Below are 24,736 nucleotides of genomic sequence, written 5' to 3' on the forward strand. Positions count from 1 at the left end.
CCACCCACTCTCCCGGCCCCCACCACCGCGCACCCGACGCCGAAGGTCCACACCCAAGGGACTCAACAGCCCCAGTCCACAGGGACCTTCGGCCACCACCGGCGATGAAACAGCCCGCCTGTACGCGGCGGTGTCTCACGCATCGCGTACAGGCGGGCTGAGGATCGGACAGGTGGAGGCCTCCCTCGTTGCGTTCGCTGCCCTGGGCAGTCCTTCTCGGTCAGTCGTGCGAGATCACCGCCACCGGAGCGACGGCATGATGCAGCAGCGCCTGGGTCACCGGCCCGATATGAGCGCCGACCGCCGCCCGACGGTTCTGCCTGCCCACCACCACGAGGGCGGCGTCGTAGGAGGCGTCGACCAGGTGGCGCCCGGCACCACCGATCGTGGCCTGCGCGTGAACCTCCACGGCGGGGTACCTGTCCTGCCACGGTCGCAGGACGTCGGACAGTTCGCTCCGTACCTGCTTGACCATGCCGTCGTTCAGGTCGGGCATGAGCGCGCCGCCGTAGTAGTAGGGCGGCAGCGTCCAGCCGTGAATGATCCGTAGGCGTGCGGCGCGCCGTGAAGCCGCGTCGAACGCGAAGTCGATCACCGCGTCATTGGGCTTGTGCAGGTCCAGGCCCAGGACGACGTCACGGTGGCCGGAGACGGCGGAGACCTCGCGTGCCGAGGTCTCCGCCGTCACCTCCTCTTCGCCGTGCTCGGCAGCACGGACGAGGACGACGGGCCGCTCGCACGAGGCCAGGACGGCATGGGAGACGGAACCGAGCAGGTATCCCGCCGCCTTGCCCAGTCCGCGGGAGCCCAGTACCAGCAGCTCGGCCTCCTCGGCGGCCTTCAGCAGGGCCGGGACGGGCAGGCCGGGGATCTCGTCCGTGTCGATCCGCAGCCCGGGGCGGGTCTCGCCGACGCGGGAGCGCGCCTGGGCCAGCAGGTGCTGTGCCGATGCCCGCTGGAGGTCGCTCGGCGGCACCGGCACGCCGATTCCGGTCGCAGGTGCGAAGGCAGGGGCTTGCCACTCCCACGCGGTCACGAGCCTCAGAGGCAGGTCCCTGAGCTGTGCCTCGTGCGCGGCCCAGTCTGCGGCAGCCAGGCTCGCCGGCGAGCCGTCCAGTCCGACGGTGATGGTGCGGGTCATGGAGATCCTCCTTCAGGCTGCTTCGATTCTTGGTCCCGTCAGGCGGTGACAGCAGGGGCCACTGGTCCTTGGCCAGGAGCCGGCCGTCCCGGAATCCGACTCTCCGGTGCGCCGCCTGCTGCTTGTCATCCGATGGGGAGTTCGGGTCGTACGAGCGTCCCCGATGTTCCGTGGGCGATGGCGTACGCGGCGTCGAGGGCTCCGATCGCGGCCAGGCCACCGGTCCGTTCCACGAACCGGGCAGCGGCCTCGGCCTTGGGCTTCATCGAACCCTCGGGGAAGGCGCTGTCCCGAAGTTGAGCGGGGGTCACGTCGAGCACGGGCTGCTGGCGAGGCGTGCCGAAGTCGGCGTACACGTTCGGGACGTCAGTGAGGATGAGCAGGAGATCGGCCTTGAGTTCCTCGGCCAGGAGAGCGGCGGTGAAGTCCTTGTCGACGACGGCTTCGACTCCGGTCAGCGCCCCGGTGTCGTGATCGGCCGTGACGGGGACGCCTCCGCCGCCGGCGCAGACGACGAGCGTTCCGCTGCTCAGCAGGGCGTGGACGGTGTCCGTCTCCACGATGGCCTCGGGCGCTGGGGACGGGACGACGCGGCGCCATCCCGTGGTGTCCTTGGCGATGTGCCAGCCGCGCTTGCGGGCGAGGACGTGCGCCACCTCCCGCGAGTAGACCTGGCCGACGAACTTGGTGGGCCGCGCGAAGGCCGGGTCGCCCGCACGGACCACGGTGTGGGTGACGAGCGCGGCGACCTGCCGTCCGGGGAGGGCACCTCGCAGGGCCCGGGCGAGCAACGACCCGATCATGCCCTGCGTCTGAGCACCCAGGACGTCCAGCGGGTAGGGAGTGGACAGGGCGGGATCAGCGGCGCTTTCGACGGCCAGTAGGCCGATCTGGGGGCCGTTGCCGTGCGTGATGACGAGTTCGTTGTCACGGGCGAGTGCGGCGAGGGCGGTGACGGCCCTGTCGATGTTGGCCTGTTGCACCGCGGCGTCGGGGCGTTCGCCCCGGTGCAGCAGGGCGTTGCCGCCGAGGGCGACGACGATGCGCATGGGTCAGTCCTCCAGGGTGGCGACGAGTACGGCCTTGATGGTGTGCAGCCGGTTCTCGGCCTGGTCGAAGACGAGGGAGGCGGGCGAGGAGAAGACGTCGTCGGTGACTTCGAGGCCGTCCAGTCCGTAGGTGTCGAAGAGTTGCCTGCCCAGACGGGTGCTGCGGTCGTGGAGTGACGGCAGGCAGTGCATGAACCTGGCGTCCGGGTTGCCGGTGGCCGTCATCGTCTTGTCGTCGACGCGGTAGGGCAGCAGCAGTTCGACGCGCTCCCGCCAGGTCTCCGCCGGCTCCCCCATGGACACCCATACGTCGGTGTGGAGGAAGTCGGCGCGGTGGACGGCTTCCTCCACGTCCTCGGTCAGGGTGATGCGGGCCCCGCTGCGGGCGGCGAGGGAGCGGCAGGCTGCGACGAGGCCGGGTTCGGGCCACAGTGCTCCGGGGGCGGCGATCCGTACGTCCATACCGAGCAGGGCTCCCATGGACAGCAGGGAGTTGCCCATGTTGTTGCGGGCGTCCCCGAGGTAGCAGTAGCTGATCTCCGCCAGTGGTTTCGGGCTGTGCTCGCGCATGGTGAAGACGTCGCACAGGCTCTGGGTCGGATGTGCGGTGTCGGTCAGTCCGTTGTACACGGGCACGCCCGCGTGGGCGGCGAGGTCGGTGACGGTCGACTGGGCGGAGCCCCGGTATTCGATGCCGTCGAACATGCGGCCGAGGACGCGGGCGGTGTCGGCGACGGACTCCTTGGTGCCGACATGGGTGTCGCCGGGACCCAGGTAGGTGGTGGCGGCGCCCTGGTCGGCGGCGGCGGCCTCGAAGGCGCAGCGGGTGCGGGTGGAGGTCTTCTCGAAGACCAGGGCCAGGTGCTTTCCGGTCAGGCGGGGCCGTTCGGTGCCGGCACGCCTGGCTTTCTTCAGTTCTTCGGTGAGGTCGAGGAGGTGGTGGATCTGTTCGGCGGTGAAGTCGAGTTCGCTCAGGTAGGAGCGGCCTCGCAGGTCGACGGTCATGACGGTTCCTCGCAGTGGTGCGGTCAGGTGACGGGGTCGCGTTCGATCGGGCAGCTCATGCAGCGCGGTCCGCCCCGGCCGCGGCCGAGTTCGGCACCGGCGATGGTGACGATTTCGATGCCCTGCTTGCGCAGGTAGGTGTTGGTGGTGACGTTGCGTTCGTAGCCGACGACCACTCCGGGGGACAGCGCCAGGAAGTTGCTGCCGTCGTCCCACTGTTCGCGCTCGGCGTTGCGGAGGTCCTGTGGCGCGGACAGCATGCGTACCTTGTCGAGTTCGAGCGCTTCGGCCAGCGCGGTGGCCAGGTCGGAGTTCGGAGTGACGGCGAAGCCGGCCTCGTGCCGTCCACTGGGCATCAGGGTCCACGAGCGCAGGGAGTCGGCGAGACCCGGGTAGAGGACGAAGGTGTCCCGGTCCACCATGGTCAGCACCGTGTCGAGGTGCATGTAGGCCCGCTCGGAGGGGAGTTGGACCGCGATCAGCCGACTGGCGGTGTGCTCGGCGAAGAGGCGGGCGGCAAGGTTCTCCACGGCCTGCGCGGTGGTCCGCTCCCCCATGCCGACCATGACGGCGCCGTTGCCGACGACATGGACGTCCCCGCCCTCCAGGGTGCCCACCGGTCCGTCGAGGAGCGGTGCCGGAGCGGCCCCGGCGAACATCGGGTGGAACCGGTAGACGGCCTCGGCGTGCAGGCTCTCGCGCCGCCGGGCGGGCTTGGCCATGGGGTTGACCGACAGCCGGTCGTAGATCCAGCAGGAGTTGTCCCTCGGGAAGAGGTGGTTGGGCAGTGGTGCCAGGGCGAATTCCTCGGTGCCCAACGCGTTCCACATCAGACTGTGCGGAGCGGTGAGCGGGAGGTCGCTCTTGAGCAGTCCGCCGATGAGGTACCCGGCGAGGGTCTCGCCGTCCAGATCGGAGCAGAAGGCGCGGACCGGGTCGGCCAGGGCGGGACCTACGGTGGCCGGGGTGACGATCCGCTCCAGCAGCCAGTCCCGCGCCCCGGGGACGTCGAGGGTGTGCGCCAGCAGATCGGCGAAGTAGTGCACGCGTGCCCCGTGGTCGCGCAGGACCTGGGCGAAGGCGTCGTGCTCCTCGCGGGCCCGCTTGGCCCACAGGATGTCGTCGAAGAGGAGCGCGTCGACGTTGCGCGGGGTCAGGCGGGACAGCTCCAGGCCCGGACGGTGCAGGATCACCTGGCGGAGGCGGCCGGTCTCGGAGTCGACGTGGAAGGTGTTCACGGGATGTCCTTCGGTGGGATGGGCCGCGGTCGGTCAGTCGTGGTGGCGCAGGGGAGCCCTGCCGCGGCTGCGGGGGATGACGGCCCGCCGTCCGGACGGGCCCGGCGGCGTCTCGGGGGCACGCGCGTCAGGCGCCGCGGACCCGGCCGGCCCGGGCCGCGCGGACACGTCGCCGTCGCGCTTGAGCCAGACGTAGACCGGGAGGCCGAGGAGCAGGACGAAGAGCCCGTAGTAGACGGTCTGGTAGCCGCTGCCCTGGATCGACCAGTAGGAGAAGCCCATGGCGAGCACCGCGACGGTGACGTCCCGGGCCAGTGCCCGCCGGTCCAGGCGCGCGCGGCCGTGCACCAGAAGCCAGTACAGCTGGGCGGCGGCGGAGAACAGGTAGGGGATCACCGCGGTCAGCACGCTCAGCAGCACGATCTTGGTGAAGACATCGTCGAAGCGGGTGTAGCTGAAGACGGTGATCAGTGAGGCCAGCACGGTCGAGGCCACGATGCCGAACACCGGGACGTCCTTGTCGCCGCGCAGCCTCGCGAAGGCTGCGGGGAAGAGTCCGTCGCGGGCTGCCGCGTAGGGCATCTCCGCGCACAGCATGGTCCAGCCGTTCAGGGCACCGATGCCGGAGACGATGGCGGCCACGGCGACGGCGTCACCGGCCCAGGTGCCGCCCATGATGTTGTTCGCGGCCTCGGTGAACGGCGCGGAGGACGTCAGGAGCTCGCCGTGGGAGACGGTGCCGAACACGGCGAGGGTGCCGAGGAGGTAGATGACGGCGCAGGCGAGCGTGCCGTACACGGTGGCGCGCGGCACGTTGCGGGCGGGCTCGCGGACCCGGCTCGCGACCACGGAGGCGGCCTCCAGGCCTAGGTAGCTGAACAGGGCGATGGCTCCGGCGGCGGAGATCGCGCCGAGCGCGGAGCCGCCACTGGCGTTGAAGGCGCCGAAGTTGTCCGGATCGACGAACAGCAGCCCGAGGGTCGCCATGAAGAGCAGCGGCACGAACTTCAGGACGGTGGTGACCACCTGGAAGGCGCCGGTGTTGCGGACTCCGGTGAGGTTGACGGCGGCGGGTATCCACAGCCCTGTGAGCGCGATGAGTACGGAGATCCAGGTCCGGTGGCCGGTGTTGACGAACACCTCGACGTAGCCGACCCAGGCCACCGCGATCGCCGCGTTTCCCGCCCAGGCGGTGATCCAGTACGACCAGGCGTTGAGGAATCCGGCGAACTCCCCGAACGCCTCCCGGGCGTAGACGTACGGTCCGCCACTGGCCGGTGTCCGCTTGGACAGCGCCCCGAACGTGCCGGCCAGCGCCAGCGCGCCCAGGGTGACGACGCCGAACGCGACGAGCGAGATGGGTCCGTAGGGTGCCAGGGCCGACGGGAGCGCGAAGACACCTGTGCCGATGATGCTGCCGATCACCAGGGCGGAGGCGGCGGGCAGACCGAGCGCCGCCGAGGGCCCTGCTCTGCCGCTGCTCCGTTTGGTCGAGGACATGGCTGTGCTCCTTGGGCCGGGCGCGGGAGCGCCGCGGAACGCTGGGAACGGAATCGTTCGTCACTGATCTTTCTGGTTGGGGCCGATCGAGGTGAACGGCCGCACGTCCCGTGCTGGGCCCGTTGGTCCCGGTCGCCGCGTGTCCGTTCGGCCCGGCGCCGTCGGGCGGGACCGTCGTCCGCCGTGGCGGCGACGGCCGTACGGGACACCGCCGGTGGTCGCACATCTTCCGAGCCTGTGGGATGAGCCGGACGGCCCCCGGACGTGGCCTTCCCGGCCCATGCCGGCGGACGGTGTCCCGGGAGAGGCTGGCCGTGGAAACAGAAGGCCCGGACGAGGAGGCACGGTGAGCGGTGTGGTGGTCGTCGGCGTGGACGGATCGGCGTCGAGTCTGACGGCGGTGGAGACGGCGGCACGGGAGGCCCGACTGCGCGGGGCGGCGCTGCGCGTGGTGCACGCGTGGATGTGGCCCGCGATGCACGTGCCGCTGGGACCGTCGCCGATGGGCCCGCCGGAGGGCGGTCTGCGCGGCATGGTCGACCGTCTGGTGGCCGAGGCGGTGGAACGGGCGCGTGCGACGGCGCCGGACGTCGACGTCAGTCACGTCGTGGTGACCGGTGAACCGCTGACCGTGCTGGAGGCCCAGTCCCGTGCCGCCGAGCTGGTCGTGGTCGGCTCCCGCGGGATGGGCGGGTTCGTCGGCCTGCTGGTGGGCTCGACGGCGGTCCACCTGGCGGCGCACGGCCGGTGCCCGGTGCTGGTGGTGCGCGAGCATCCGCAGGACGCCGGTCCGGTGGTGGTGGCCGTCGACGGCTCCACCGCGGGCGACAGGGCGGTGGAGTTCGCCTTCGCCGAGGCCGCGCTGCGCAAGGCGCCTCTTGTGGCGTTGCACGCCTACACGAACTGGAACGCCCCGCTGCCCTCACCGCAGGACCCGTCGGTGCCGGACGCGAACCCTCCGGGTGCGCTGGCCCGGGCCGAGGAGCGGCTGCTGGCCGAAGCGCTCGCCGGTCATCGGGAGCGCTGTCCCGACGTGGTGGTGGAGCACAGGACGGTGCACGGCGGCCCGCGCGAGACGCTGATCGAGGCGAGCCGCTCCGCCCAGCTGCTGGTGGCCGGCGCCCGGGGCCGGGGCGGCTTCGCGGGTCTGCTGCTGGGGTCGGTCAGCCAGAGCCTCCTGCACCACGCACACTGTCCGGTGGCGGTGGTGCGGGGAGCGGACGGTTCTCACTGAGCACACCTCGCCCACCGCCCGGCCGCGCCTTTCGGGGCGGTGCCGGGCGGGCGGGCGCGAGACGCGTGAGGAGGGGGCCGAAGACGGCCAGGAGCATCACGTAGGTGGTGACGACGGCTCCGAGCCGGTCCTGCGTCGGGGCGGCGAGCCCGAGGATGACGACCGAGAACTCTCCGCGCGCGATGAGCGCCGTCCCGGCCCGCAGCCGGCCGCGTCGGCCCGCCCCCTCGCGGCGGGCGGCATACCATCCGGTGGCCACCTTGGTCGCGGCCGTGACCACGGCCAGAGCCAGTGCGGCAGGCAGCTCCGGCAGGAGGTCCCCGGGGTCCACGGACATACCGAGTGCCAGGAAGAACACCGCCGCGAACAGATCGCGCAACGGGCCGAGGACGGTCCGAGCCCGGTCGGCGGCGGCGCCCGTCAGTGCGAGGCCGACCAGGAAGGCCCCGACGGCGGCCGAGACATGGACGACCTCCGCCAGCGCGGCGACGATCAGCGTGATTCCGAGCAGCCTGAGCAGCACCTGTTCGGCGTCCGCGTGGGACACGACGCGGCCGACGTGGTGGCCCCAGCGGCCGGATGCGACGATCGCCGCGACCACGACGGCCGTGGCGGCCAGGACCGCCGTGAGCGCCTGCGCCCAGGTGCCACCGGCGGTGACGACGACCAGCAGCGGCAGGTAGGCGGCCATGGCGAAGTCCTCCAGCACCAGTACCGACAACACCGCCGGGGTCTCCCGGTTTCCGAGTCTGCGCAGGTCACCGAGGAGGCGGGCGACGATGCCCGAGGAGGAGACGTAGGTGGCGCCCGCCAGCGCCAGGACGCCCGCCGCGTCCAGTCCGAGCAGCAGGCCCGCCCCGGCGCCGGGCCCGGCGTTGAGGACGAGGTCGACGACGGCGGAGGACCGGTGCCGGCCGAGGCTGGCGGTGAACTCCCGCACCGTGAAGTCCAGACCGAGCGTCAGCAGCAGGAGGATCACACCGATCGCCGCGCCGGTGTCCACGAACTCGCGGGCGGCCGGCACCGGGGCGAGTCCGCCATCGCCCAGGGCGAGACCTGACACCAGGTACAGCGGTACGGGTGACAGGGCGAAGCGCCGGGCGACCGCGCCGAGCAGGCTGAGCGCGGTCAGGATGATCCCCAGCTCCAGCAGCAGGGCGACGGGAATGTGCACCGCTCAGCCCTGGATGATGCGCTGGACGCCGGCGATGCCCTCGCGGGTCCCGATGACGACGAGCACGTCTCCTGCTTCCAAGGGCTGGACGGGGCCGGGTGAGGCGATGACGTCCTCGCCCCGGACGACCGCCACGATCGACGCGCCGGTGCGCGTCCGGGCCCGCGTGTCCCCGAGCATCCGTCCGGCGAACGGACTGTCGGACCGGACCTCGACCTGCCCCGCGCTCAGTCCGGGCACCTCGCGCGTCAGGTCGGCGAAACGCTCCGCGATGCGCGGGGCACCGAGGATCTCGGCGAGGGCGTCGGCCTCCTCGCTCGTCAGTCTGAGCACCGGGTGGGCCTCGTCGGGATCGTCGCCCGGGTAGACGACCAGCTCGAACTCCCCCGAGCGCTGGGCGACGACGCCCACCCGGTCGCCCTCGTGGTTGACGAACTCGTAGCGCAGCCCCACGCCGGGCAGCAGCACCTCGCTGACGTCCATGCCTCTCACCCTGTCGGCCGTGTCGGGTCCGGATCCGTGCGGGCGGGGCCGCGCCCCGTGGCCCCGCCGTACTCGGTTTCTTCGGCACGCGCGGCAGGTCACCCGAGTACGGGCGCCCCGGCGTGGTCCGTCCGGGGGAACACGGCCTCCTGGCCTGTCGGCGGGCCGGGTCAGGGCCGAGTGGCCCGGGCCCTGGCCCTGTCGGACCCTGGCCGGGGTGATCGCCCTGCCGGAGGGTGGAACCGAGGGGCCGCGTCCGCGGCCTCCCGAAGAGGGAGAGCCCAGTGAGTGATCCGGTGATCGTGGGGGTGGACGGTTCGGCGTCGAGCCTCACCGCGGTCGACGTCGCGGCCCGCGAGGCCCGCCTGCGCAGCACATCGCTGCGCATCGTCCACGCCATCGGCCGCCCGTCCGCGCACCTGGCGTCCGGCGCGGCACCGTGGAGTCCGGCCGACCACGGCCTGGAGCCGATGGTGCACGGGCAACTGGCCCGGGCGGAAGAGCGGGCGCACGCGGCCGCGCCGGGCATCGAGATCACTCGCTCGGTGGTGGCCGGTGACGCGACCGAGGTCCTGGAGATCGAGTCGCGGTCGGCGGCGCTGACGGTGGTCGGCAGTCGCGGCCTGACGGGCTTCTCAGGGCTGCTGCTCGGCTCGACGGCGGTGCACCTGGCCGCGCACGGCCACGGCCCGCTGATGGTGGTGCGCGGCCGCCCGGACCCGGCCGGACCGGTGCTGCTCGCCGTGGACGGCTCCCCGGCCGGGGAGCCGGCGGTGGAGTTCGCGTTCGCCGAGGCCGCGCTGCGCGGTGCCCCGCTCGTGGCACTGCACGCGTGGAACACCTGGAGTGAGCGCGCCTACGAGGGGCCCGGCGACCCGCTGACCGCGGTGGTGGCGGACGCCGACCGGCTGCGGGAGGCCGAACAGCAGCTTCTCGACCGGACCGTGGCCGCCTGGCAGGAGACCTACCCGCAAGTCACCGTCGAGCGGCGCCTGGTGCGGTCCCGGATCCGCAACGCGCTGATCGACGCCAGCCGGGAGGCCCAGCTGGTGGTGGCCGGAGCCCGGGGCAGCGGCGGCTTCACCGGCCTGCTCCTGGGATCGGTCAGCCAGGCGCTGCTGCACCACGCCCACTGCCCCGTCACCGTCGTCCGCGGCAAGGAGTGACCGTGTCCCAGCGGACCGCAGTGCCCGCCCCGTCCTCACTCCACTGCGAGGACGCCTACGGGCGGGAGGCCGCCGAGGTGGCGGACCTGCTCGGCGTCGCCCCGGCCACGGGCCTGACCACGGCCGAAGCCGAACGGCGGGCCGCCGACCACGGAGCCAACGAGCTGGCCGAACCGGCCCGCAGGCCTCAGTGGCTGCGCCTGCTGGACCAGTTCCGCAGCTGGCTGATCGGCATCCTGCTCGCCGCCGCCGTCGTCGCCGGCGTCATCGGTGAGATCAAGGACGCGGTCGTCATCACCGTCGTCCTGTTCGTCAACGCCACCATCGGCTACGCGCAGGAACGCCGCGCCGAGCGCAGCCTGGAAGCGCTGCGCCGCATGCTCGTCCCCATCGCCCGGGTACGCCGCGACGGCCGGGTGCTGAACGTTCCGGCCGGCGCCCTCGTACCGGGTGACATCGTCCTGCTGGAAGCCGGCGACCGCGTACCGGCCGACGGGCGGCTGACGGTCGCGGAGTCCGTCGAGGCCGCCGAGGCCTCGCTGACCGGCGAGTCGCACCCGGTCGCGAAGACGACCGCGCCCACCGTCGGGGAAGGCGACGGTGAAGTGCCCGTCGCCGAGCGCACCGCCATGCTCTTCATGAACACGGTGCTGACCCGGGGCCGTGCCGAGATGATCGTCACCGCCACCGGCATGCACACCGCGGTCGGCGCGATCGCCGAGGAACTGCGCACCGGTGGCGACGCGCCCAGTCCGCTGCAGATCCAGATGGACAGTCTCGGCCGGCGGCTCGCGCTCGTCAGCGGGGCCGCCGTGAGCGCCTACGCGCTCGTGGCGCTCGTTCGTGGGGAACCGCTCGCCGACCTCGCGCTGCGGGCCGTCGCGCTGGCCGTCGCGGCCATCCCCGAAGGGCTGCCCGCCGTCCTCGCGCTCACCCTCGCCCTGGGCGTCCACCGCATGGCCCGCCGCGGCGCCATCGTCAAGCGTCTGGCGTCCGTGGAGGCACTCGGCTCGGCGACCGTGGTGTGCAGCGACAAGACCGGCACGCTGACGATGAACGAGATGACCACCCGGGCCCTGTGGGTCGCCGGACGCCGGTACGACGTGACCGGTGAGGGCTACGACACCGCCGGGACCGTCCGCGCGGCCGATGGGCAGCCCGCCCCTGACCTGCGGGACGCCGTGCTGCCCTTCGCCCTGTGCAACGACGCCCGGCTCGGCGCCGAGGGCACGATCGGCGATCCCACCGAGGCCGCCCTGCTCGTCCTCGCCGCCAAGGCGGGCCTCGACACCGAGCTGCACACCCGGACCCCGCGCGTCGGGGAGATCCCCTTCGACCCCGCCGCGAAGTACATGGCCACCTTCCACCAGGGCCCCCACGGATCCGTCCACGTGCACGCCAAGGGCGCGGTCGACGTCCTGCTGGACCGGTGCACCCACCTGATGACCGACCGGGGTCCCGCTCCCCTCACCGCGGAACGCCGCCGAGAGGTCACCGACGTCGCGCGGCGCATGGGCGGTGAGGGCCTGCGCGTCCTCGGCGCCGCCACCTCCGTGAGCGACCGGCTCGATGCCGATCAGGTGGCCGGACTGACGCTCACCGCTGTCGCGGGCATCACCGACCCACCGCGTCCCCAGGCGCGCGACGCCGTAGCCCTCGCCCAGGCCGCCGGCGTCACCGTGAAGATGATCACTGGGGACCATGCGGACACCGCCACCGCCATCGCCCGCGAGCTGGGCATCACCGGCGACGTCGTCACCGGTGCCGAGCTGACCCGGATGAGCGAGCAGGACCTCGCGGACCGCGTCGAGGGCATCGGGGTCTTCGCCCGCGTCGCCCCCGAGCACAAGGTCACCATCGTCCGCGCCCTCTCCCGGCGCGGGCACATCGTGGCCATGACCGGCGACGGCGTCAACGACGCGGCCGCCCTGCGCGCCGCCCACATCGGCGTCGCCATGGGCGTCACCGGCACGGACGTCGCCAAGGAAGCCGCCGACATGGTGCTCACGGACGACGACTTCTCCACCATCGTCCGCGCGGTCCGGGAGGGCCGTTCCATCTACGACAACATCGTCACCTTCGTCCGCTTCCAGCTGTCCACCAACATCGGCGCCATCCTCACCCTGCTCGCCACCGTGCTGGCCGGGATGCCCGCCCCCATGTCGGCGATCCAGCTGCTGTGGGTCAACATCATCATGGACGGGCCGCCCGCCATGGCGCTCGGCATCGACCCGCCACGGGGCAACGTGATCCGGCGTCCGCCCCGCCCGCCCGGTGAACGCATCCTCAACGGCCGACGCCTGATCGCCGTCACCCGCTCCGGCGCGGTCATGGCCGCCGGCACCGTGGCCGTCTTCGCCGCCGCCCGTGCCCTCAGCGACGACACCGCGACAGCGACCACGATGGCGTTCACCACGTTCGTACTGTTCCAGTTCTTCAACGCCCTGGCCGTTCGCAGCGAGGACGGCCCCGTCCTGGGGCGCCACCAGCTGCACAACCGCACCCTCTGGATCTGCCTGGCGGCAGTGCTCGTCCTCCAGATCACCGCCGTCCAGGCCCCGTTCGCCCAAGACGTCTTCGACACCGTCGCCCTCAGCGCCGCCCAATGGGCCATCTGCCTGCTCACCGCCTCCGGCGTGCTCCTGACAGAGCACGCCTGGCGCTCCGTGTACTCACGGCACGGCACCACACGTGACGCGGGCGAGGTGAGCCGCCTCGAGAACTGAACGGACGGCCGGCGCGGTCACCGCATGCCTGCCGCTGCCCGGCGACCTCGCCAACCGGGCCTTCCTCCGCGAGGCCGTCGAGCGGACGGACCCGTCACCGTCGGCACCGAAACTGCAGCGGGGTCGGACCGGGCGCGGCACCCATCAGGGTCGCGATCCGGCCGAGCACGCTGTGGGCTCCCGTGGGGGTGACCGCGACGCGTCCGCGGCCGTGCAACACGACCGTGCCCGCCGACACCGTGCCGTGCGAGGGGTCACCGCCGGGCGCCTTCTCCACCGGAACGGACTCGCCCGTCAGCGAGGACTCGTCCGTCAGCAGCGAGACAGCGGACAGCACGTCCCCGTCGGCGGGCACGATGTCGCCCTCGGCCACCAGGACCATGTCCCCGGGGGCCACCTCGGCGGCCGGGAGGGAGCGTTCCTCGCCGTCCCGTACGACTCCGGCGGTGGGGGCAGTCATGGCGGACAGGGCCATCACCGCCTGTTCGGCCCGTACCTCCTGTACGACGCCGACCGTGGTGTTCACCATGATGACGAGCAGGATCACGGAGGCATCGGAGAGATCACCGGTGGCGATCGTCAAGACGGCGGCCACCAACAGCACCAGGCTCAGCGGATCGCGCAGTTGCTGCAGCACCCGCCGCCACACGGAGGCGCGCGGCTCCTCCAGGATCGCGTTGGGTCCGTGACGCGTCAGTCGGCGCGCGGCCTCGGCCGACGACAGACCCGTCGCGGAAGGAGCGGGAGACGTCGTACGGGGTGCGCCGGTGCCCGCGCCGAACCTCCGGGCGCCCCACTGCTCGCTCACGCGCCCGACGGAGTTCTGTACGTGCGTGCACCACGGACCGCCCGACGGTCACCGTCGCGCACCGCGAGGACACCGGGGCGTGTCGGGGCGAGGGCATCGGGACCGGCCCGCTCACTGTGCGCCATTCACCGAACTCCCGTCATGCGGGTGACCGCGTTCCAGGACGCCAACGCTCACCGTCGGGGTACCGCCGCTGACACCGGCCGGCGGTGACCGGCCGGTCGCCGGCGTGGGTGAGCCGGGCGCTGCGGCACCGGACGTGAGCCCGACGGTCAGGGCTGTGCGTGGCCACGCTTGTGGCCGGCGGCGTACGCGGCGAGCACTTCCGGCGTCCCTCAGGTCCGCGCGTAGGTGAGGCAGTCGACCTGCTCATGCTCGTTGCCGACGGTGATGGACGGGGCGTGGCACTCCAGCGCGGTGTTGTGCCGGCAGTCAGCCATCTTGCACGCGCCGACCCGGCCGGTGACGGACGGCTCTCCGCCCTCGAGGTCCGCGCTCATGAACGTGTCGCAGACGGGACTGCTGAGGTCTCCCACGGTGATCGCCACGGCGTGGCAGGTGTGGTCATGGTTGTAGGCGCAGCTCTCGGCCGTGCATTCACTGATGACCGGCAGTTGCGCGACGGGGGTGGCTGCCATGACGGGGCCTGCTTTCTCGAGGTGTCGTACAGATCGTTCGCCGTGGACCAAGGGGTGTCAGGAGCCGTGTTCCAGTACCACCCCGTGGAACGGCCCCTTCCTGTCCTCCACTGTGCGCGGTGACCGGTACCGGCGCACTTCGACAGGTGACTCGCCCGTCCGCGCGGATCACTCCCCCGGGAGCACGAGCGTGCAGGTCTCCCCCGGCGCGATGGTCACGGCCCGGTCGGCCAGCACCACGCGGATGGGTGACTCCTCCGAGTCGGGCACCCTGATCTCCAGCTGTCCGCTCCGGCGCCGTATGCCGATGCCCCAGTGGCCGCGGTAGCGCAGGGAGAACCCGTACTCCGACAGGGCGGGGAGGGGCACCGGGTCCAGGAAGAGGGCGTCCTCACGCGTCTCCAGTCCCGTCAGGCCGCGTTGCACCAGGTCCAGGGTCCCGGCCATGGCGCCGAGGTGGATGCCTTCGCCGGTCGTGCCGACCTGGGTGTCGGCGATGTCCGCCTCCAGGGCCTCGCGGACGTAACTCCACGCCTCGGCCCGTCTGGCCCGGGCGAGGACGAGGCCGTGGACGAGTCCGCTGAGGGTGGAGCCGTGGCTGGTGCGCCGCAGGTAGTAGTCGACGGTCCTGTGCCAGACTTCGTCGTCCACGTCGTACCCGGGACGGTCGAACAGGCTGCGCAGTTCGGCGGCCGAGAAGAGGTGTCCGAGCATCAGGACATCGGCCTGTTTCGACGCCTGGTAGCGGTTCACGGAGTCGCCCTCGGCCTCGAGGATGCGGTCCAGCCGCCGGATGCTGGGGTAGCGGGTGCGGTAGGCGTCCCAGTCCAGCTCGGCGAGGTCGCCGTAGCCGTCGAACTGGCTGATGACGCCCCGGTGGAACGGCACCCGCAGCCGCCGGGAGACCTCCTCCCACTTCGGGAGTTCGCCGCTCTCCAGCCCGATGCGTTCGAAGAGCTCCTGCCGGCGCCAGGCCGGGAGGCGCCGCACCAGGTCCAGGGCCCGGCCGAGGACCCAGGCGGCGGTGACGTTGGTGTACGCGTTGTCGTCCAGGCCCGGCCGGTCGGCGTCGGGGTAGCGGTCGTGGTATTCGTCGGGGCCGACCACACCACGGATGCGGTACCGGCCGGCGCCGGGGGTCGGCTCCGCGCTGTCCGCCCAGAAGCGGGCGATCTGCAGCAGCATCTCCGCGCCCTTGGTGTGCAGGTACTCGGTGTCGCCCGTCGCTTCGCAGTACTGCCACACGTTGTAGGCGATCGCCGAGCCGACGTGGTGCTGGAGCCGGGAGTCGTCCGGCAGCCACCGGCCCGAACGGGGGTTGAGGTGCAGCCGCTGGGTCTCCTCGCGGCCGTCGCTGCCGGACTGCCACGGATACATCGCCCCGGCCCGGCCCGCAGCGCGTGCCGCGCGGCACGCCTGCGGCAGACGCCGGTGGCGGTAGTCGAGCAGGGCCCGCGAGACCTCCGGGAAATGCAGGTTGAGGTACGGCAGCACGAACAGTTCGTCCCAGAAGACGTGGCCCCGGTACGCCTCGCCGTGCAGCCCTCGGGCCGGCACCCCCACGTCCAGGTCCGCGGTGTGCGGGGACAGCGTCTGCAGCACGTGGAACAGGTGCAGGCGCAGGACACGGCCCGCCTTCCCGGGCACCTGGATGTCCGCGCCTCGCCACAGGCGCGCCCAGGCGGCGGCGTGGGAGTCCAGGAGCGCCAGGAAGTCAGGGGCCGTGGCCACCCGGTCGAGCGCCGCGCCGAGGGGGTCGCTGATCGCCCGGTCCCGGGAGGTGTGCAGGGCCACCGTCCTGTCCACGACGGCGGGCCGGCCGGGAGCGACGGGTATCACCAGCCGGTGCACGGCACGGTGGTGGGACGGACGGTGCTCCGACGCCGTGGGCGGCTGCCCGGCGGCGACCGTGCGGGCCGCCATGCCGATGCCGATGCCGGAGGTGCTGGTGCGGCAACTCAGCCACGTCACGCCGGCCGCGGACGCGCCGGTCCGCACGTGGACCAGGTGGTGCCGCTCGAGTGATCGGTAGCGGTGCACGTTGCCGTTGGTGACGTCACCGTCGAGGGCGGACTCCACCTCGATCTGCCCGGACCACTCCTCGGCCGTGACGACGGTCCGCAGCGCGGCCAGGTGAGGGTCCGCCATGTGCACCAGCCGGACCTGCTCCACACCCAGCACGCCCGCCTCGTCGTCCCGGAACCGGAACGTACGCGTCAGGGTGGCCCGGCGCAGGTCCAGACTGTGCCGGTGGTCGAGTGGCCGGTGCGTGTCGGGAGAGAACCACGGTCCCGCCGACCCGTCGGCGAAGCGCGGACGGAACCGCAGGAACAGCCAGTTCGGGAGGTTCACCAGGTCCTCGTTCACCACCCGCCGCCCCGCCACGGCCGACTCCAGGCGGTTGTAGACCCCGGCCGCGTAGGTGGCCGGGTAGTGCACCAGGCCCGCCCTGCTCTCGGGCAGGGCGCCCCGTGTGGCGAAGCAGCCGTTGCCGAGTGTGCACAGCGACTCGCGCAGCCGCTCGCCGGCCGGGTCGTACCCCTCGTACTCCCAGGTCCACTCAGACATCCGCCGCGTCCTCTCCTTCTCCCCTCACCACATGCGCAGGAGCACGGGAGGCACGTCCGGATCAGGTCCGTTGGGGGACGACGGCCACCGGGCACTCGGCGTGGTGCAGCAGGGCGTGGGCCACCCTGCCGAGCTGCAGACCGACGTGGCCGTGGCGCCTGCGTGCCCCCACGACCACCAGGTCGGCACTGGAGGAAGCGTCCAGGAGGGCCATGTGGGCGGGACCTTCGACCGCCTGACGACGTACTTCGACCTGCGGGTGATTCCGTCCGGCGTCGCGCAGCACGTCGGTGAGGAGGGCGGAGGCGCGCTCCTCCTCGGCACCGGCGGCATCGTCCGCGATCAGGGGGTGGTCCACGTGTTCGTGGGCGGGGCGGCGCCAGGCCCGTACGGCGTGCAGGGCGCAGCCGCGCGCCTGCGCCTCGCGGAAGGCGAACCGCACGGCGGCCGAGCCTTCCGCGGAGTCGCCGAGGCCGACCACCACCCGGCCGAAGGAGCCCTGCCGGTTCCGCTCCCCGCCGCGCACCACGACCACCGGGCACACGGCACGACCGGCCACCGTGAGGCTCACCGACCCCAGCAGCATCCCCGCGATCCTCCCGCGGCCGCGGGATCCCGTGACCAGGGCGGAGGACTCATGAGCCGCGTGCAGGAGCGCGGACACGGCGTCGTCGGGCAGCACGTCACTCGACACCTTCACCTCCGGGTCGCGCAGCCGGGCGCGTTCCGCGCAGGACGCGGCGATGTGCTCGGCCATGACCTCTTCGGCCGGACGGCCGGTCCCGAAGGACGGGAGACCCCCCTCGTACCGCTCCCACAGAGAGGCGTGGACGAGCCGCAGGGACAGCCCGAGGCGCGCAGCCTCGTCCACCGCCCAGTCCACGGCCTCCAGGCTGGAATCCGATCCGTCGACACCCACGAGCAGCGGGAGCTCCACGCTCACCACCGCCTTCCTGCCCTGCCGCTGCCTCGAAGTCCCTGTCCATACCGTCGCACCGCACGGGTTCCGTCGCGACACATGGACCGGCTCGCGGACGGGGGCCTCGGCCCGGGTTGCACTGCGCCGATTTGCGACGATCGTGGAGTCATACGGCCGGAGGAAGGGCGAGGTCCCCTCCCTCGCATCGCCGGCACGGCCGCCGCGCGGAGGTCATCGAGACCATCGGTGCCGGGGAACCGCCGGGCCGGGCCTGGCTGCTCCCTCCCCGTCACCACGAGGCGAGACGAGGAGGATCGCGGTGCCTGAGACCCCGCACATCGTCAGCGATGTGATGACCCGGACGGTCGTGGCCGTCGGACGCGACGCGCCCTTCAAGGAGATCGTGCAGACCATGGAGCAGTGGGAGGTCAGCGCGATGCCGGTCCTGGAGGGAGAGGGGCGTGTCGTCGGCGTCGTCTCCGAGGCCGACCTGCTGCCCAAGGAGGAGTTCCGCGACAGCGACCCGAGCCTCTTCGAGCAGCGCCGGCGCCTGTCCGACGTCGCCAAGGCCGGGGCGGTGACGGCGGAGGAGCTCATGAGCACCCCCGCAATCACGGTCCACCCCGACGCCACCCTGGCACAGGCGGCCAGGATCATGGCCGTCCGGCACGTCAAGCGGCTGCCCGTGGTCGACGACATCGGCATGCTCCAGGGCATGGTGAGCCGCGCCGACCTGCTGAAGGTCTTCCTGCGGCCGGACGAGGAGATCGAGGAGGAGGTCCGCCGCACCGTGGTGTCCTACCTCTTCCCCGCCATCAGCCACACCATCCACGTGAACGTCCACGAGGGGGTCGTCACCCTCCGCGGGCACATCCACGACACCTCGCTCATCTCGGTCGCCGTACGTCTCGCGCGCGCCGTGGAGGGCGTCGTGGACGTCGAGCCGCAGCTCACCGGCGAATCGGCGGGCCGGGACGGGACCGGAACAGCCCGGTGACCGTGCGCGAGGCCGACCGCCGAGCCGCTGGGTCCCCTCAGGGCTGGATGTCGAGTACGTCCGACACCGGGCGGCGCGGTGTGCCGGGTCCTTTCGGGCCGTACCCCAGACGCAGGAGCATCTGGGTGCAGCCCGTCCCCGACACCGGGTCGCGCAGCGGCCAGCGCAGGTCGGTCCATTCGAGGGGCTGAGCGGCGAAGGAACTGGACAGGCCCTCGAGGGTGGCCAGCAGCAGGACGCGTTCTATGGCCTGGCCCGCGCGGAGCCAGTCCTCCGGGTGGTCGTGGCTCGTGCTGAGGAGGGCCAGCTGAGGGGTGCGCTCGAAGTCGGCGACATCACGGCCCGCCACCCTCCGGGAGGCCGCGAAGTCGCGCATGGGGGCTTTGCCCCCGCCCTTGCGCGGGCCGAAGGCGTAGTGCGGGACTCCGTCGTCGGCGCTGCCCGCCGACGGGGCGTCGGTACGCGTCCACCGCGCCAGGTCCTGGTCGCTGCCGGGGTCGGTGATGTTGCGTGCCTCGGCGTCCTGGACCAGTTCCAGCACCTCCTGCAGGTGCCACGGGGTGGGGAAGGTCAGCGTTGCTCCCTCGGCGCGGGCGGCCGCGCCGAGGGCCTCCCGCACGGGGCCGGGGATCTCCTTCTCCTCGAACGGGTAACGGCTGCTGTGACGCCGGTGGATCGCCGGGTACAGCGCGCCGAGGTCGTTCCCGTCGGTCGTAGGACCGGTCAGCCGCACGGTCGCGACCAGCGCCGGGTCGGTGGGGTCGGGCAGCAGGAGGGTTTCCGGGTACCAGCCCTCGTGGACCACGGCGACCCTCAGGTTCAGCAGGGCGGCACCGCAGCCGATGTGCAGGCCGCGGGTGTCGGGGTCGGAGTGCGGCATGGTGCGCTCGAGGTCGGCGCGGATCTCGAACGTACGGCTGCGCCGGAAGTAGCGGAAGAGCCAGGGCTGTGCGTTGTGCATGGAAGGGGCCGCGGCGGCGGCTCGGACCAGGGCCGTCACCTGCTCGTCGGCCGGTGCTCGTCGGCTCACCGGAGCTTCCCCTCTCGGACCGGCGCCCTTCGGGCACCTACTGGTCGGCCGGAGTGATGCGCCGGCCCGTCAGACGCGTGGGCCGGATCGACACCCACATGTCGCGTGCGCCGCCCGGCCATGGCTCGGTGTGCGCACGCCGGACGAGCCCACGCACGGTGTCGGGCTCCGTGACGACGCTCGCGGGGCCGACCGCGAGCACGCTCCAGCCCCGGCTCATCGCCTCGTCCACGTGGTCGACCTCGAAGGCGACCTCCGTTCCGACAGCCGCCGCGGGCACGGATTCGGGCGCGGTCCGGAAGACGATCCCGTCCTCCACGATCTCGTAGTTGACCGGGACGACCGCGGGACGGCCGTCGGACGTCGACACTGCGACGCGTCCCACACCGTGCGTGGACAGCAGGCGGCGGCATTCCTCCGGGCCGAGGTCCCGCAACTGTGGATGCAGCAGTGCGTGGCCCTGACCGGGCGGCAGGTGGACGCCCGCCCCGCGCAGGGCCGTGACGGTGGTGTCCAGCGCGGCGGCCAGGCTGACGAGGGTCGCCATCGTCGGGTCGGCCGGCTGCTCCTCCAGGTACGCCAGGTAGGCCGGCGAGATGCGGGCCCGGCGGGCCGTCTCCTCCCGGCTGAGCCCGTGCCTGTGGCGTTCGACGGCCACGCGCCGGCCGATGTCGCCGGGGTTGGGCGTCCCGGGCGGCGGAGCGGCCTCGGACAAGGCCTGCGCCCCACCTGTGCCGGGCTGGGAGGACCCGCGGGGGGTTCCGGGCTGCCCGTGCTTCACGTGCCGGATGTGCGCGTCGGGTCCCGGGAACACGAGCGTCACGTCGTCCGTGTCCGACCAGCGCACGTCATAGGGGGGTGTTCCGTCCTCGTGGTGGAGTCCGACGATCTCGCCGTCGCGCCTGGTGACGCCGGTCGCCGGGCTTTCGACGACGAGCTGGTCGCCGAGGTGAGCTCGCATGATCGCCGCCCTCTCCTCAGAATGGTCCTGTATCCAACGTGCCACGCGCGGCACACCGCCGCACGGCACGACCGGCCCGCATCCGCGGGAACGGGCCGGGCCGACCGGATGCCGGACGGCCACCACCCGGACGGTCGCGGAACTCATGACCCGGGACGCCGTCGAGGCACGGCGTGATCTGCCGTTCAAGGAGACCATCAGGCTGCTGGAGGAGAACGACGTCACCGCCGTGCCCGTGGTGGACGTTGGGGCGGTCGGCGCAGGCGTCCGGGAGACACCCGGGGCCGCGGCCCCGCCGGGGGAACGGCACGCGTCCGCCGGACCCGGTAGGCGGTCCGGCGGACGGCGCCGCCCCGGCTCAGCCGGTGATCTCGATGCGGTGTGCCTTCCCCGTCTCGGTCTTCGGGACGCGCACCGTGAGGACTCCGCTCGTCAGGTCCGCGCTGACGTGCTCGGTGTCGGAGTTCGGCGGCAGGGTCGTGCGGTAGTCGAACCGCCCCATGCGGCGGGTGTGCCTTCGGACCACCCCGGTGTGTTCCTTCTCCTTGATCTCACCGTGGATGTCGAGTTCGCCCTCGGCGACCTCGACGGTGATCTGGTCCTTGTCCACGCCGGGAAGCTCCAGTTCCACCAGGTAGGCGTCCTCGGTGTCCACGACGTCGGCCAGCGGTGCCCACGGCTCGCCCGTGCCGGATTCGGGATAGCCGCCGATGGGGAAGACGGCGTGCATGAGCTGGTCCATCCGGGTACGAAGATCGTCCAGCTCGTGCAGGGTCGCCGAGAGCCCACCCCTGCCGTGTCGTACGGGATGTGTCATGGCTGATTCTCCTGCCTTGTCGTGTCGGCCGTCGGTCACGTGAGCCATCCGGTGACCTGTCGGGGGCCGGGCCGCGGCACCCCCATGCCCTCGATGTCGCGCTCGGCGGTGTTCAGCAGCCGCCGGGCGATGTTCTGCAGGGCCCGCCCCGCCGCCAGTTCGTCGCCGATCTCCGGCACGTTCGCGTCCGCCGGATGACAGTGCGCGGTCCCCTGACCGGTGAGCTCCGTGGTGCCGGTGTCCAGCACCACGTGCGCCTTCGTGGTTCCGTCGTCGTCCTCGAAGAGGTCGAGTCGAACTCTCCACTCCGTCGTGTGCGGCATCGCTTTCCTCCTCACCTCGGTACGGACCCGTGCGGTCCCGACACGGTTCGTTCCGCGACCCGGGACCGGGCGGAGGCCTCCGTCGTCCGTTGCTCGATGCGGCGCCGGACGCGGGCGGCGAGTGCGCCCAACCGCTCGGAGGCCGTCGCCCGGGGAGCGACCGGCGCCCGGATCCGGCGGGCGGCCGGCGGCAGGCCGTCCAGGTCTGCCGTGAACCTCTCCCGGCACTCGTCGAGCGTGGGCCTGGCGCCGGTGCGCCGCCCGCCCCGCATCACCGTCTCCAGCAACGGCATGCCACCGTCAGGGGGCTGCTCGTCGGCCAGAGCGATCACATCGACGCAGCCGGGGCGGCGGAACACCTGCTTGGGGCCGGGTGCCGTCACTTTCGCCGACGACAGCTTCATCACCGGCCGGCCGTCGTACTCCACCAGCTTGTAGGCCGAGTCCAGGTACGGCGCGTCGGCCGAGACGCCGACGCGGGTGCCGACGGCGTACGTGTCGATCGGCGCCCCGGAGCGGACCAGTTCGTCCACCGCGTACTCGTCGAGACCGCCGCTCGCGATGATCCGTACGTCGGGCAGGCCCGCGTCGTCGAGGAGGGAGCGTGCCCGTACCGCCAGGGCTCCGAGGTCGCCGCTGTCCAGGCGTACCGCCGAGCCGGGCCCGCGGGCCGCGTGGTCGAGCTCCCGCAGCACGCGCGACGCGACGCGTACGCCCTCCTCGGTGTCGTAGGTGTCCACCAGCAGGGTCACCGGTCCCGGGTGGGACCGCGCGAAAGCGCGGAAGGCGTCCTCCTCCGTGGCGAACGCCTCGACGAAGGAGTGGGCCATCGTGCCGACGGCGGTCAGGCCCAGGGCGGTGGCGGCGGCCACGTTGCTGGTTCCGGCGAAGCCGGTCATCGCGCCGAGGCGAGCGGCCTGGAACCCGGCCTGCGGGCCGTGGGTGCGGCGCAGGGAGAAGTCCACGACCGGACGGCCTGCCGCCGCGAGGACGCACCGTGCGGCCTTCGAGGCGACGGCGGTCTGGTGGCTGAGCTGGTTGAGTACGTACGTTTCGGCCAGCTGTGCCTGCGGCAGAGGCGCGGTCACCTCCAGCAGGGGCTCTCCCGCCAGGACGATCCGTCCCTCCGGAACCGCCCGCACGTCGCCGGTGAACTCCAGGCCGAGCAGGGGGCGCAGGTCACGCGGTGGGCGGTGCAGCGCGGACGCGAAGGCGTCGACGTCCTCCGGGCCGACGTGCAGGCCGGACAGGTGGTCCAGGGCCGACTCCAGCCCCGCCGCGACCAGGAAGCCGCGCTCGGCGGGCAGGTCGCGGACGAAGAGGCTGAACGTCGCGGGGCCGGTCATGCCCTCCCGGAGGTAGGACATGGCCATCGTCACCTCGTACAGGTCGGTGGTCGTCGCGTCGGACATCGACGTCGCCTCCTCGGTCCTGTCCGGCCCGTCCCCACGTCACCGGCGGAACCGGCCGGCCCACAGGGGCTCCACCCGGTCCCACTCGGCGTCCCACTGCGCGTACCTCCTCCGGTCCAGCGCGTGGCGCACGCCCACCCGCGCCGCGAAGACCCCGGACGCCACGCCGACCGCCGCCGCACCGCCCGCGAACCAGCCGGTGGTCACGGCCTGGTTCTCGGTCATCGGCGGGCTGGTGACGGCCCCCTCGCCGGCCACCCACACCCGCACGGTGGTGCCCTCGGGCGTGTCCGGCGACACGAGGGTGGTTCCCGTCCGCGCCGTTCCGTCGTCGTCGGTCCAGCGGACCCGCGCCTGCTGTTTCGCGTTCTCGCCGACCTCCTCGGTGATCGACGTCACCCGGACGTCGACCTGGTGCCGCTCGGCCGACTGCGCCCGCACGGTGCGCATCGACGACTCGTACGCCGTCAGCCCCGCACCGAGCGCGGCCACCGGCAGACCGAGGACGAGGACGAGCATCAGGAAGCCGCGGAACCAGGACTCGAACCTGTCGGACGGACGTCGCAGAGGGTTCACCCTCTTCGGGGCGCGCTCCCGACGCGGTGGCGGCGGACCGGACGCGTGCGGCGGATTCCCTGCACTCATGACTCGGCCTCCAGCAGGTCGCTGGTCCGTTCCCCCCACCGTCCTGGTCCCATCATGGGACGGCGCGGGCTCCGGTCACAGGGCCGAAAGTCCCTGTGGGAGACGGCTTCCGGGTCCACAGGGACCGGCCGACGACGTGGTCCGTCTCCGCCCGTCCGGTCATATCCAGGGAACGACCGCGACCGGACACGGCGCGTGGTGCAGTACCGCATGGTTGACCAATCCGATTTGCAGACCCAGGTGTCCTTGACGTCTGCGGGCGCCAACGACCAGCAGGTCCGCCTCCGATGCCGCCTCCAGCAGGGCGTGGCGCGCCGGCCCCTCGATCACCCGCCGGTTCACCGGGGCGTCGCGGTACCGCTCCGACGCGCCGCGCAGGATGTCGTCGAGCACCCGCGCCGGCGGGCACCGGCGGGTCTCCGGGGTGTACGAGAGCAGGGCTCGTGGTGAGTCGGAAGCATCGAGCGGTGCGCTCCAGGCGTGCACCGCCACCAGTCGGCAGTGCCGCACATGGGCCTCACGGAAGGCGAACCGTACGGCCGTGCCGCTGCCCTCTCCCTCCTCGACACCGACGACGACACTCCCGAAGCGGGCATAGCGGTGCTCCGCCGCACCGCGCACCACGACGACCGGGCAGTCCGCTCGCGCCGCCACGGCGAGGCTGACCGATCCCAGGAGCATTCCGGCAAGGTCTCCGAACCCTCTGGCTCCCAGCACCAGTGCGAAGGCGTTGCGCCCTCTGCCGAGCAAGGCGGCGGTCGCGTCCTCGTGCAGCACCTCGTTCGACAGACGGACCGCGCCACCAGGCCTCGCGGGGCGCGGCGCATTGCCCCATGGTGGGGTGTACGGGGAACTCCGGCCCGGCCGACGTGGCGGCGCCCGGCAGCGTATGCCCGTCACGG

At 72.5% G+C, this 24,736-nt stretch carries 21 protein-coding genes and 2 pseudogenes; 5 read left to right on the forward strand and 18 right to left on the reverse strand.

Translation table 11 applies throughout. From position 1 onward, the window contains the following. Window positions 1-220 precede the first annotated feature (220 nt). The 5 genes from AB0A94_RS16015 to AB0A94_RS16035 all read right to left on the reverse strand — a co-directional run bounded on the left by AB0A94_RS16015 (window position 221) and on the right by AB0A94_RS16035 (window position 5,933). Entirely contained in the window at window positions 221-1,141 is a 921-nt protein-coding gene (locus AB0A94_RS16015) for a universal stress protein (protein ID WP_361744658.1), read from the reverse strand. 125 nt (window positions 1,142-1,266) lie between these two features. Further along, window positions 1,267-2,190: a carbamate kinase gene (locus tag AB0A94_RS16020; protein WP_361744660.1), complete on the reverse strand. Its 924-nt coding sequence runs from the start codon at window positions 2,188-2,190 to the stop codon at window positions 1,267-1,269. Between the two features lie 3 nt (window positions 2,191-2,193). Then, a complete protein-coding gene (gene argF, locus AB0A94_RS16025) occupies window positions 2,194-3,195 on the reverse strand; it encodes an ornithine carbamoyltransferase (RefSeq protein ID WP_361744662.1) in 1,002 nt (333 codons plus the stop codon). Between the two features lie 23 nt (window positions 3,196-3,218). After that, window positions 3,219-4,433: an arginine deiminase gene (locus AB0A94_RS16030; protein WP_361744664.1), complete on the reverse strand. Its 1,215-nt coding sequence runs from the start codon at window positions 4,431-4,433 to the stop codon at window positions 3,219-3,221. A 33-nt stretch (window positions 4,434-4,466) separates the two neighbouring features. Beyond that, a complete protein-coding gene (locus tag AB0A94_RS16035; protein ID WP_361744666.1) occupies window positions 4,467-5,933 on the reverse strand; it encodes an amino acid permease in 1,467 nt (488 codons plus the stop codon). A 346-nt stretch (window positions 5,934-6,279) separates the two neighbouring features. Here AB0A94_RS16035 and AB0A94_RS16040 point away from each other — a divergent pair, with 346 nt between their 5' ends. Then, on the forward strand, window positions 6,280-7,167 hold the full coding sequence (locus tag AB0A94_RS16040) for a universal stress protein (protein WP_361744668.1): 888 nt from the start codon (window positions 6,280-6,282) through the stop codon (window positions 7,165-7,167). Here AB0A94_RS16040 and AB0A94_RS16045 read toward each other — a convergent pair. Next, window positions 7,097-8,341: a cation:proton antiporter gene (locus AB0A94_RS16045; RefSeq protein ID WP_361744670.1), complete on the reverse strand. Its 1,245-nt coding sequence runs from the start codon at window positions 8,339-8,341 to the stop codon at window positions 7,097-7,099. The two genes, AB0A94_RS16040 and AB0A94_RS16045, sit on opposite strands and share 71 nt — an antisense overlap. A gap of 3 nt (window positions 8,342-8,344) precedes the next feature. After that, the gene (locus AB0A94_RS16050; protein ID WP_085575897.1) at window positions 8,345-8,824 is read right to left on the reverse strand and encodes a cation:proton antiporter regulatory subunit; all 480 of its coding nucleotides are present in this window, start codon (window positions 8,822-8,824) and stop codon (window positions 8,345-8,347) included. Between the two features lie 284 nt (window positions 8,825-9,108). On the opposite strand from AB0A94_RS16050, the gene AB0A94_RS16055 reads away from it, so the two are divergent. Next, window positions 9,109-9,990 carry a universal stress protein gene (locus tag AB0A94_RS16055; protein ID WP_361744673.1) on the forward strand — a complete coding sequence of 294 codons (882 nt, stop codon included), beginning with the start codon at window positions 9,109-9,111 and terminating at the stop codon, window positions 9,988-9,990. A 2-nt stretch (window positions 9,991-9,992) separates the two neighbouring features. After that, complete coding sequence (locus AB0A94_RS16060; RefSeq protein WP_361744675.1) at window positions 9,993-12,716, forward strand: cation-transporting P-type ATPase; 2,724 nt, start codon at window positions 9,993-9,995, stop codon at window positions 12,714-12,716. A 94-nt stretch (window positions 12,717-12,810) separates the two neighbouring features. On the opposite strand, the gene AB0A94_RS16065 is transcribed toward AB0A94_RS16060, so the two are convergent. The 4 genes from AB0A94_RS16065 to AB0A94_RS16080 form a co-directional block, all read right to left on the reverse strand. Continuing rightward, window positions 12,811-13,524: an HAD-IC family P-type ATPase gene (locus tag AB0A94_RS16065; RefSeq protein WP_361744677.1), complete on the reverse strand. Its 714-nt coding sequence runs from the start codon at window positions 13,522-13,524 to the stop codon at window positions 12,811-12,813. Between the two features lie 335 nt (window positions 13,525-13,859). Further along, window positions 13,860-14,162, reverse strand: coding sequence for a DUF1540 domain-containing protein (locus AB0A94_RS16070; RefSeq protein ID WP_361744679.1), 303 nt, complete (start codon window positions 14,160-14,162; stop codon window positions 13,860-13,862). Window positions 14,163-14,330: 168 nt separating this feature from the next. Then, window positions 14,331-16,730 (reverse strand): glycosyl hydrolase family 65 protein, encoded by a 2,400-nt coding sequence (locus tag AB0A94_RS16075; protein WP_361744681.1) that lies wholly within the window; start codon window positions 16,728-16,730, stop codon window positions 14,331-14,333. A gap of 61 nt (window positions 16,731-16,791) precedes the next feature. Then, complete coding sequence (locus AB0A94_RS16080; RefSeq protein WP_361744974.1) at window positions 16,792-17,667, reverse strand: universal stress protein; 876 nt, start codon at window positions 17,665-17,667, stop codon at window positions 16,792-16,794. A 301-nt stretch (window positions 17,668-17,968) separates the two neighbouring features. On the opposite strand from AB0A94_RS16080, the gene AB0A94_RS16085 reads away from it, so the two are divergent. Beyond that, window positions 17,969-18,646 carry a CBS domain-containing protein gene (locus tag AB0A94_RS16085; protein ID WP_361744683.1) on the forward strand — a complete coding sequence of 226 codons (678 nt, stop codon included), beginning with the start codon at window positions 17,969-17,971 and terminating at the stop codon, window positions 18,644-18,646. A 37-nt stretch (window positions 18,647-18,683) separates the two neighbouring features. Here the strand turns inward: AB0A94_RS16085 and AB0A94_RS16090 are convergent, their stop codons facing one another. Continuing rightward, entirely contained in the window at window positions 18,684-19,607 is a 924-nt protein-coding gene (locus AB0A94_RS16090) for a nitroreductase family protein (RefSeq protein WP_361744976.1), read from the reverse strand. Window positions 19,608-19,713: 106 nt separating this feature from the next. After that, a complete protein-coding gene (locus AB0A94_RS16095) occupies window positions 19,714-20,637 on the reverse strand; it encodes a DUF1918 domain-containing protein (RefSeq protein ID WP_361744684.1) in 924 nt (307 codons plus the stop codon). A gap of 145 nt (window positions 20,638-20,782) precedes the next feature. Here AB0A94_RS16095 and AB0A94_RS16100 point away from each other — a divergent pair. Beyond that, window positions 20,783-20,881: pseudogene (locus AB0A94_RS16100) on the forward strand (inosine-5'-monophosphate dehydrogenase); the annotation flags it as partial. 114 nt (window positions 20,882-20,995) lie between these two features. Here AB0A94_RS16100 and AB0A94_RS16105 read toward each other — a convergent pair. From AB0A94_RS16105 to AB0A94_RS16125, 5 genes and pseudogenes are all read right to left on the reverse strand, one after another. Continuing rightward, the gene (locus AB0A94_RS16105; protein WP_361744686.1) at window positions 20,996-21,454 is read right to left on the reverse strand and encodes an Hsp20/alpha crystallin family protein; all 459 of its coding nucleotides are present in this window, start codon (window positions 21,452-21,454) and stop codon (window positions 20,996-20,998) included. Window positions 21,455-21,489: 35 nt separating this feature from the next. Continuing rightward, window positions 21,490-21,777: a DUF1876 domain-containing protein gene (locus AB0A94_RS16110; RefSeq protein ID WP_361744687.1), complete on the reverse strand. Its 288-nt coding sequence runs from the start codon at window positions 21,775-21,777 to the stop codon at window positions 21,490-21,492. An 11-nt stretch (window positions 21,778-21,788) separates the two neighbouring features. After that, window positions 21,789-23,189, reverse strand: a complete 1,401-nt coding sequence (locus tag AB0A94_RS16115; RefSeq protein ID WP_361744689.1) for a nicotinate phosphoribosyltransferase — start codon at window positions 23,187-23,189, stop codon at window positions 21,789-21,791. Window positions 23,190-23,228: 39 nt separating this feature from the next. Next, complete coding sequence (locus AB0A94_RS16120) at window positions 23,229-23,765, reverse strand: hypothetical protein (protein WP_361744691.1); 537 nt, start codon at window positions 23,763-23,765, stop codon at window positions 23,229-23,231. 228 nt (window positions 23,766-23,993) lie between these two features. Continuing rightward, window positions 23,994-24,629, reverse strand: a pseudogene (locus AB0A94_RS16125) (universal stress protein); the annotation flags it as partial. Window positions 24,630-24,736: the final 107 nt, after the last annotated feature.

The sequence above is a fragment of the Streptomyces sp. NPDC044984 genome (assembly GCF_040646935.1).
Classification (GTDB): Bacteria; Actinomycetota; Actinomycetes; order Streptomycetales; family Streptomycetaceae; genus Streptomyces.

Excerpts from the sequence above, each read along its gene's own strand:
- AB0A94_RS16015 (WP_361744658.1), bottom strand. The coding sequence starts at position 1,141 with ATGACCCGCACCATCACCGTCGGACTGGACGGCTCGCCGGCGAGCCTG.
- AB0A94_RS16020 (WP_361744660.1), bottom strand. The coding sequence starts at position 2,190 with ATGCGCATCGTCGTCGCCCTCGGCGGCAACGCCCTGCTGCACCGGGGC.
- argF (WP_361744662.1), bottom strand. The coding sequence starts at position 3,195 with ATGACCGTCGACCTGCGAGGCCGCTCCTACCTGAGCGAACTCGACTTC.
- AB0A94_RS16035 (WP_361744666.1), bottom strand. The coding sequence starts at position 5,933 with ATGTCCTCGACCAAACGGAGCAGCGGCAGAGCAGGGCCCTCGGCGGCG.
- AB0A94_RS16050 (WP_085575897.1), bottom strand. The coding sequence starts at position 8,824 with ATGGACGTCAGCGAGGTGCTGCTGCCCGGCGTGGGGCTGCGCTACGAG.
- AB0A94_RS16070 (WP_361744679.1), bottom strand. The coding sequence starts at position 14,162 with ATGGCAGCCACCCCCGTCGCGCAACTGCCGGTCATCAGTGAATGCACG.
- AB0A94_RS16075 (WP_361744681.1), bottom strand. The coding sequence starts at position 16,730 with ATGTCTGAGTGGACCTGGGAGTACGAGGGGTACGACCCGGCCGGCGAG.
- AB0A94_RS16090 (WP_361744976.1), bottom strand. The coding sequence starts at position 19,607 with ATGCACAACGCACAGCCCTGGCTCTTCCGCTACTTCCGGCGCAGCCGT.
- AB0A94_RS16095 (WP_361744684.1), bottom strand. The coding sequence starts at position 20,637 with ATGCGAGCTCACCTCGGCGACCAGCTCGTCGTCGAAAGCCCGGCGACC.
- AB0A94_RS16105 (WP_361744686.1), bottom strand. The coding sequence starts at position 21,454 with ATGACACATCCCGTACGACACGGCAGGGGTGGGCTCTCGGCGACCCTG.
- AB0A94_RS16110 (WP_361744687.1), bottom strand. The coding sequence starts at position 21,777 with ATGCCGCACACGACGGAGTGGAGAGTTCGACTCGACCTCTTCGAGGAC.
- AB0A94_RS16115 (WP_361744689.1), bottom strand. The coding sequence starts at position 23,189 with ATGTCCGACGCGACGACCACCGACCTGTACGAGGTGACGATGGCCATG.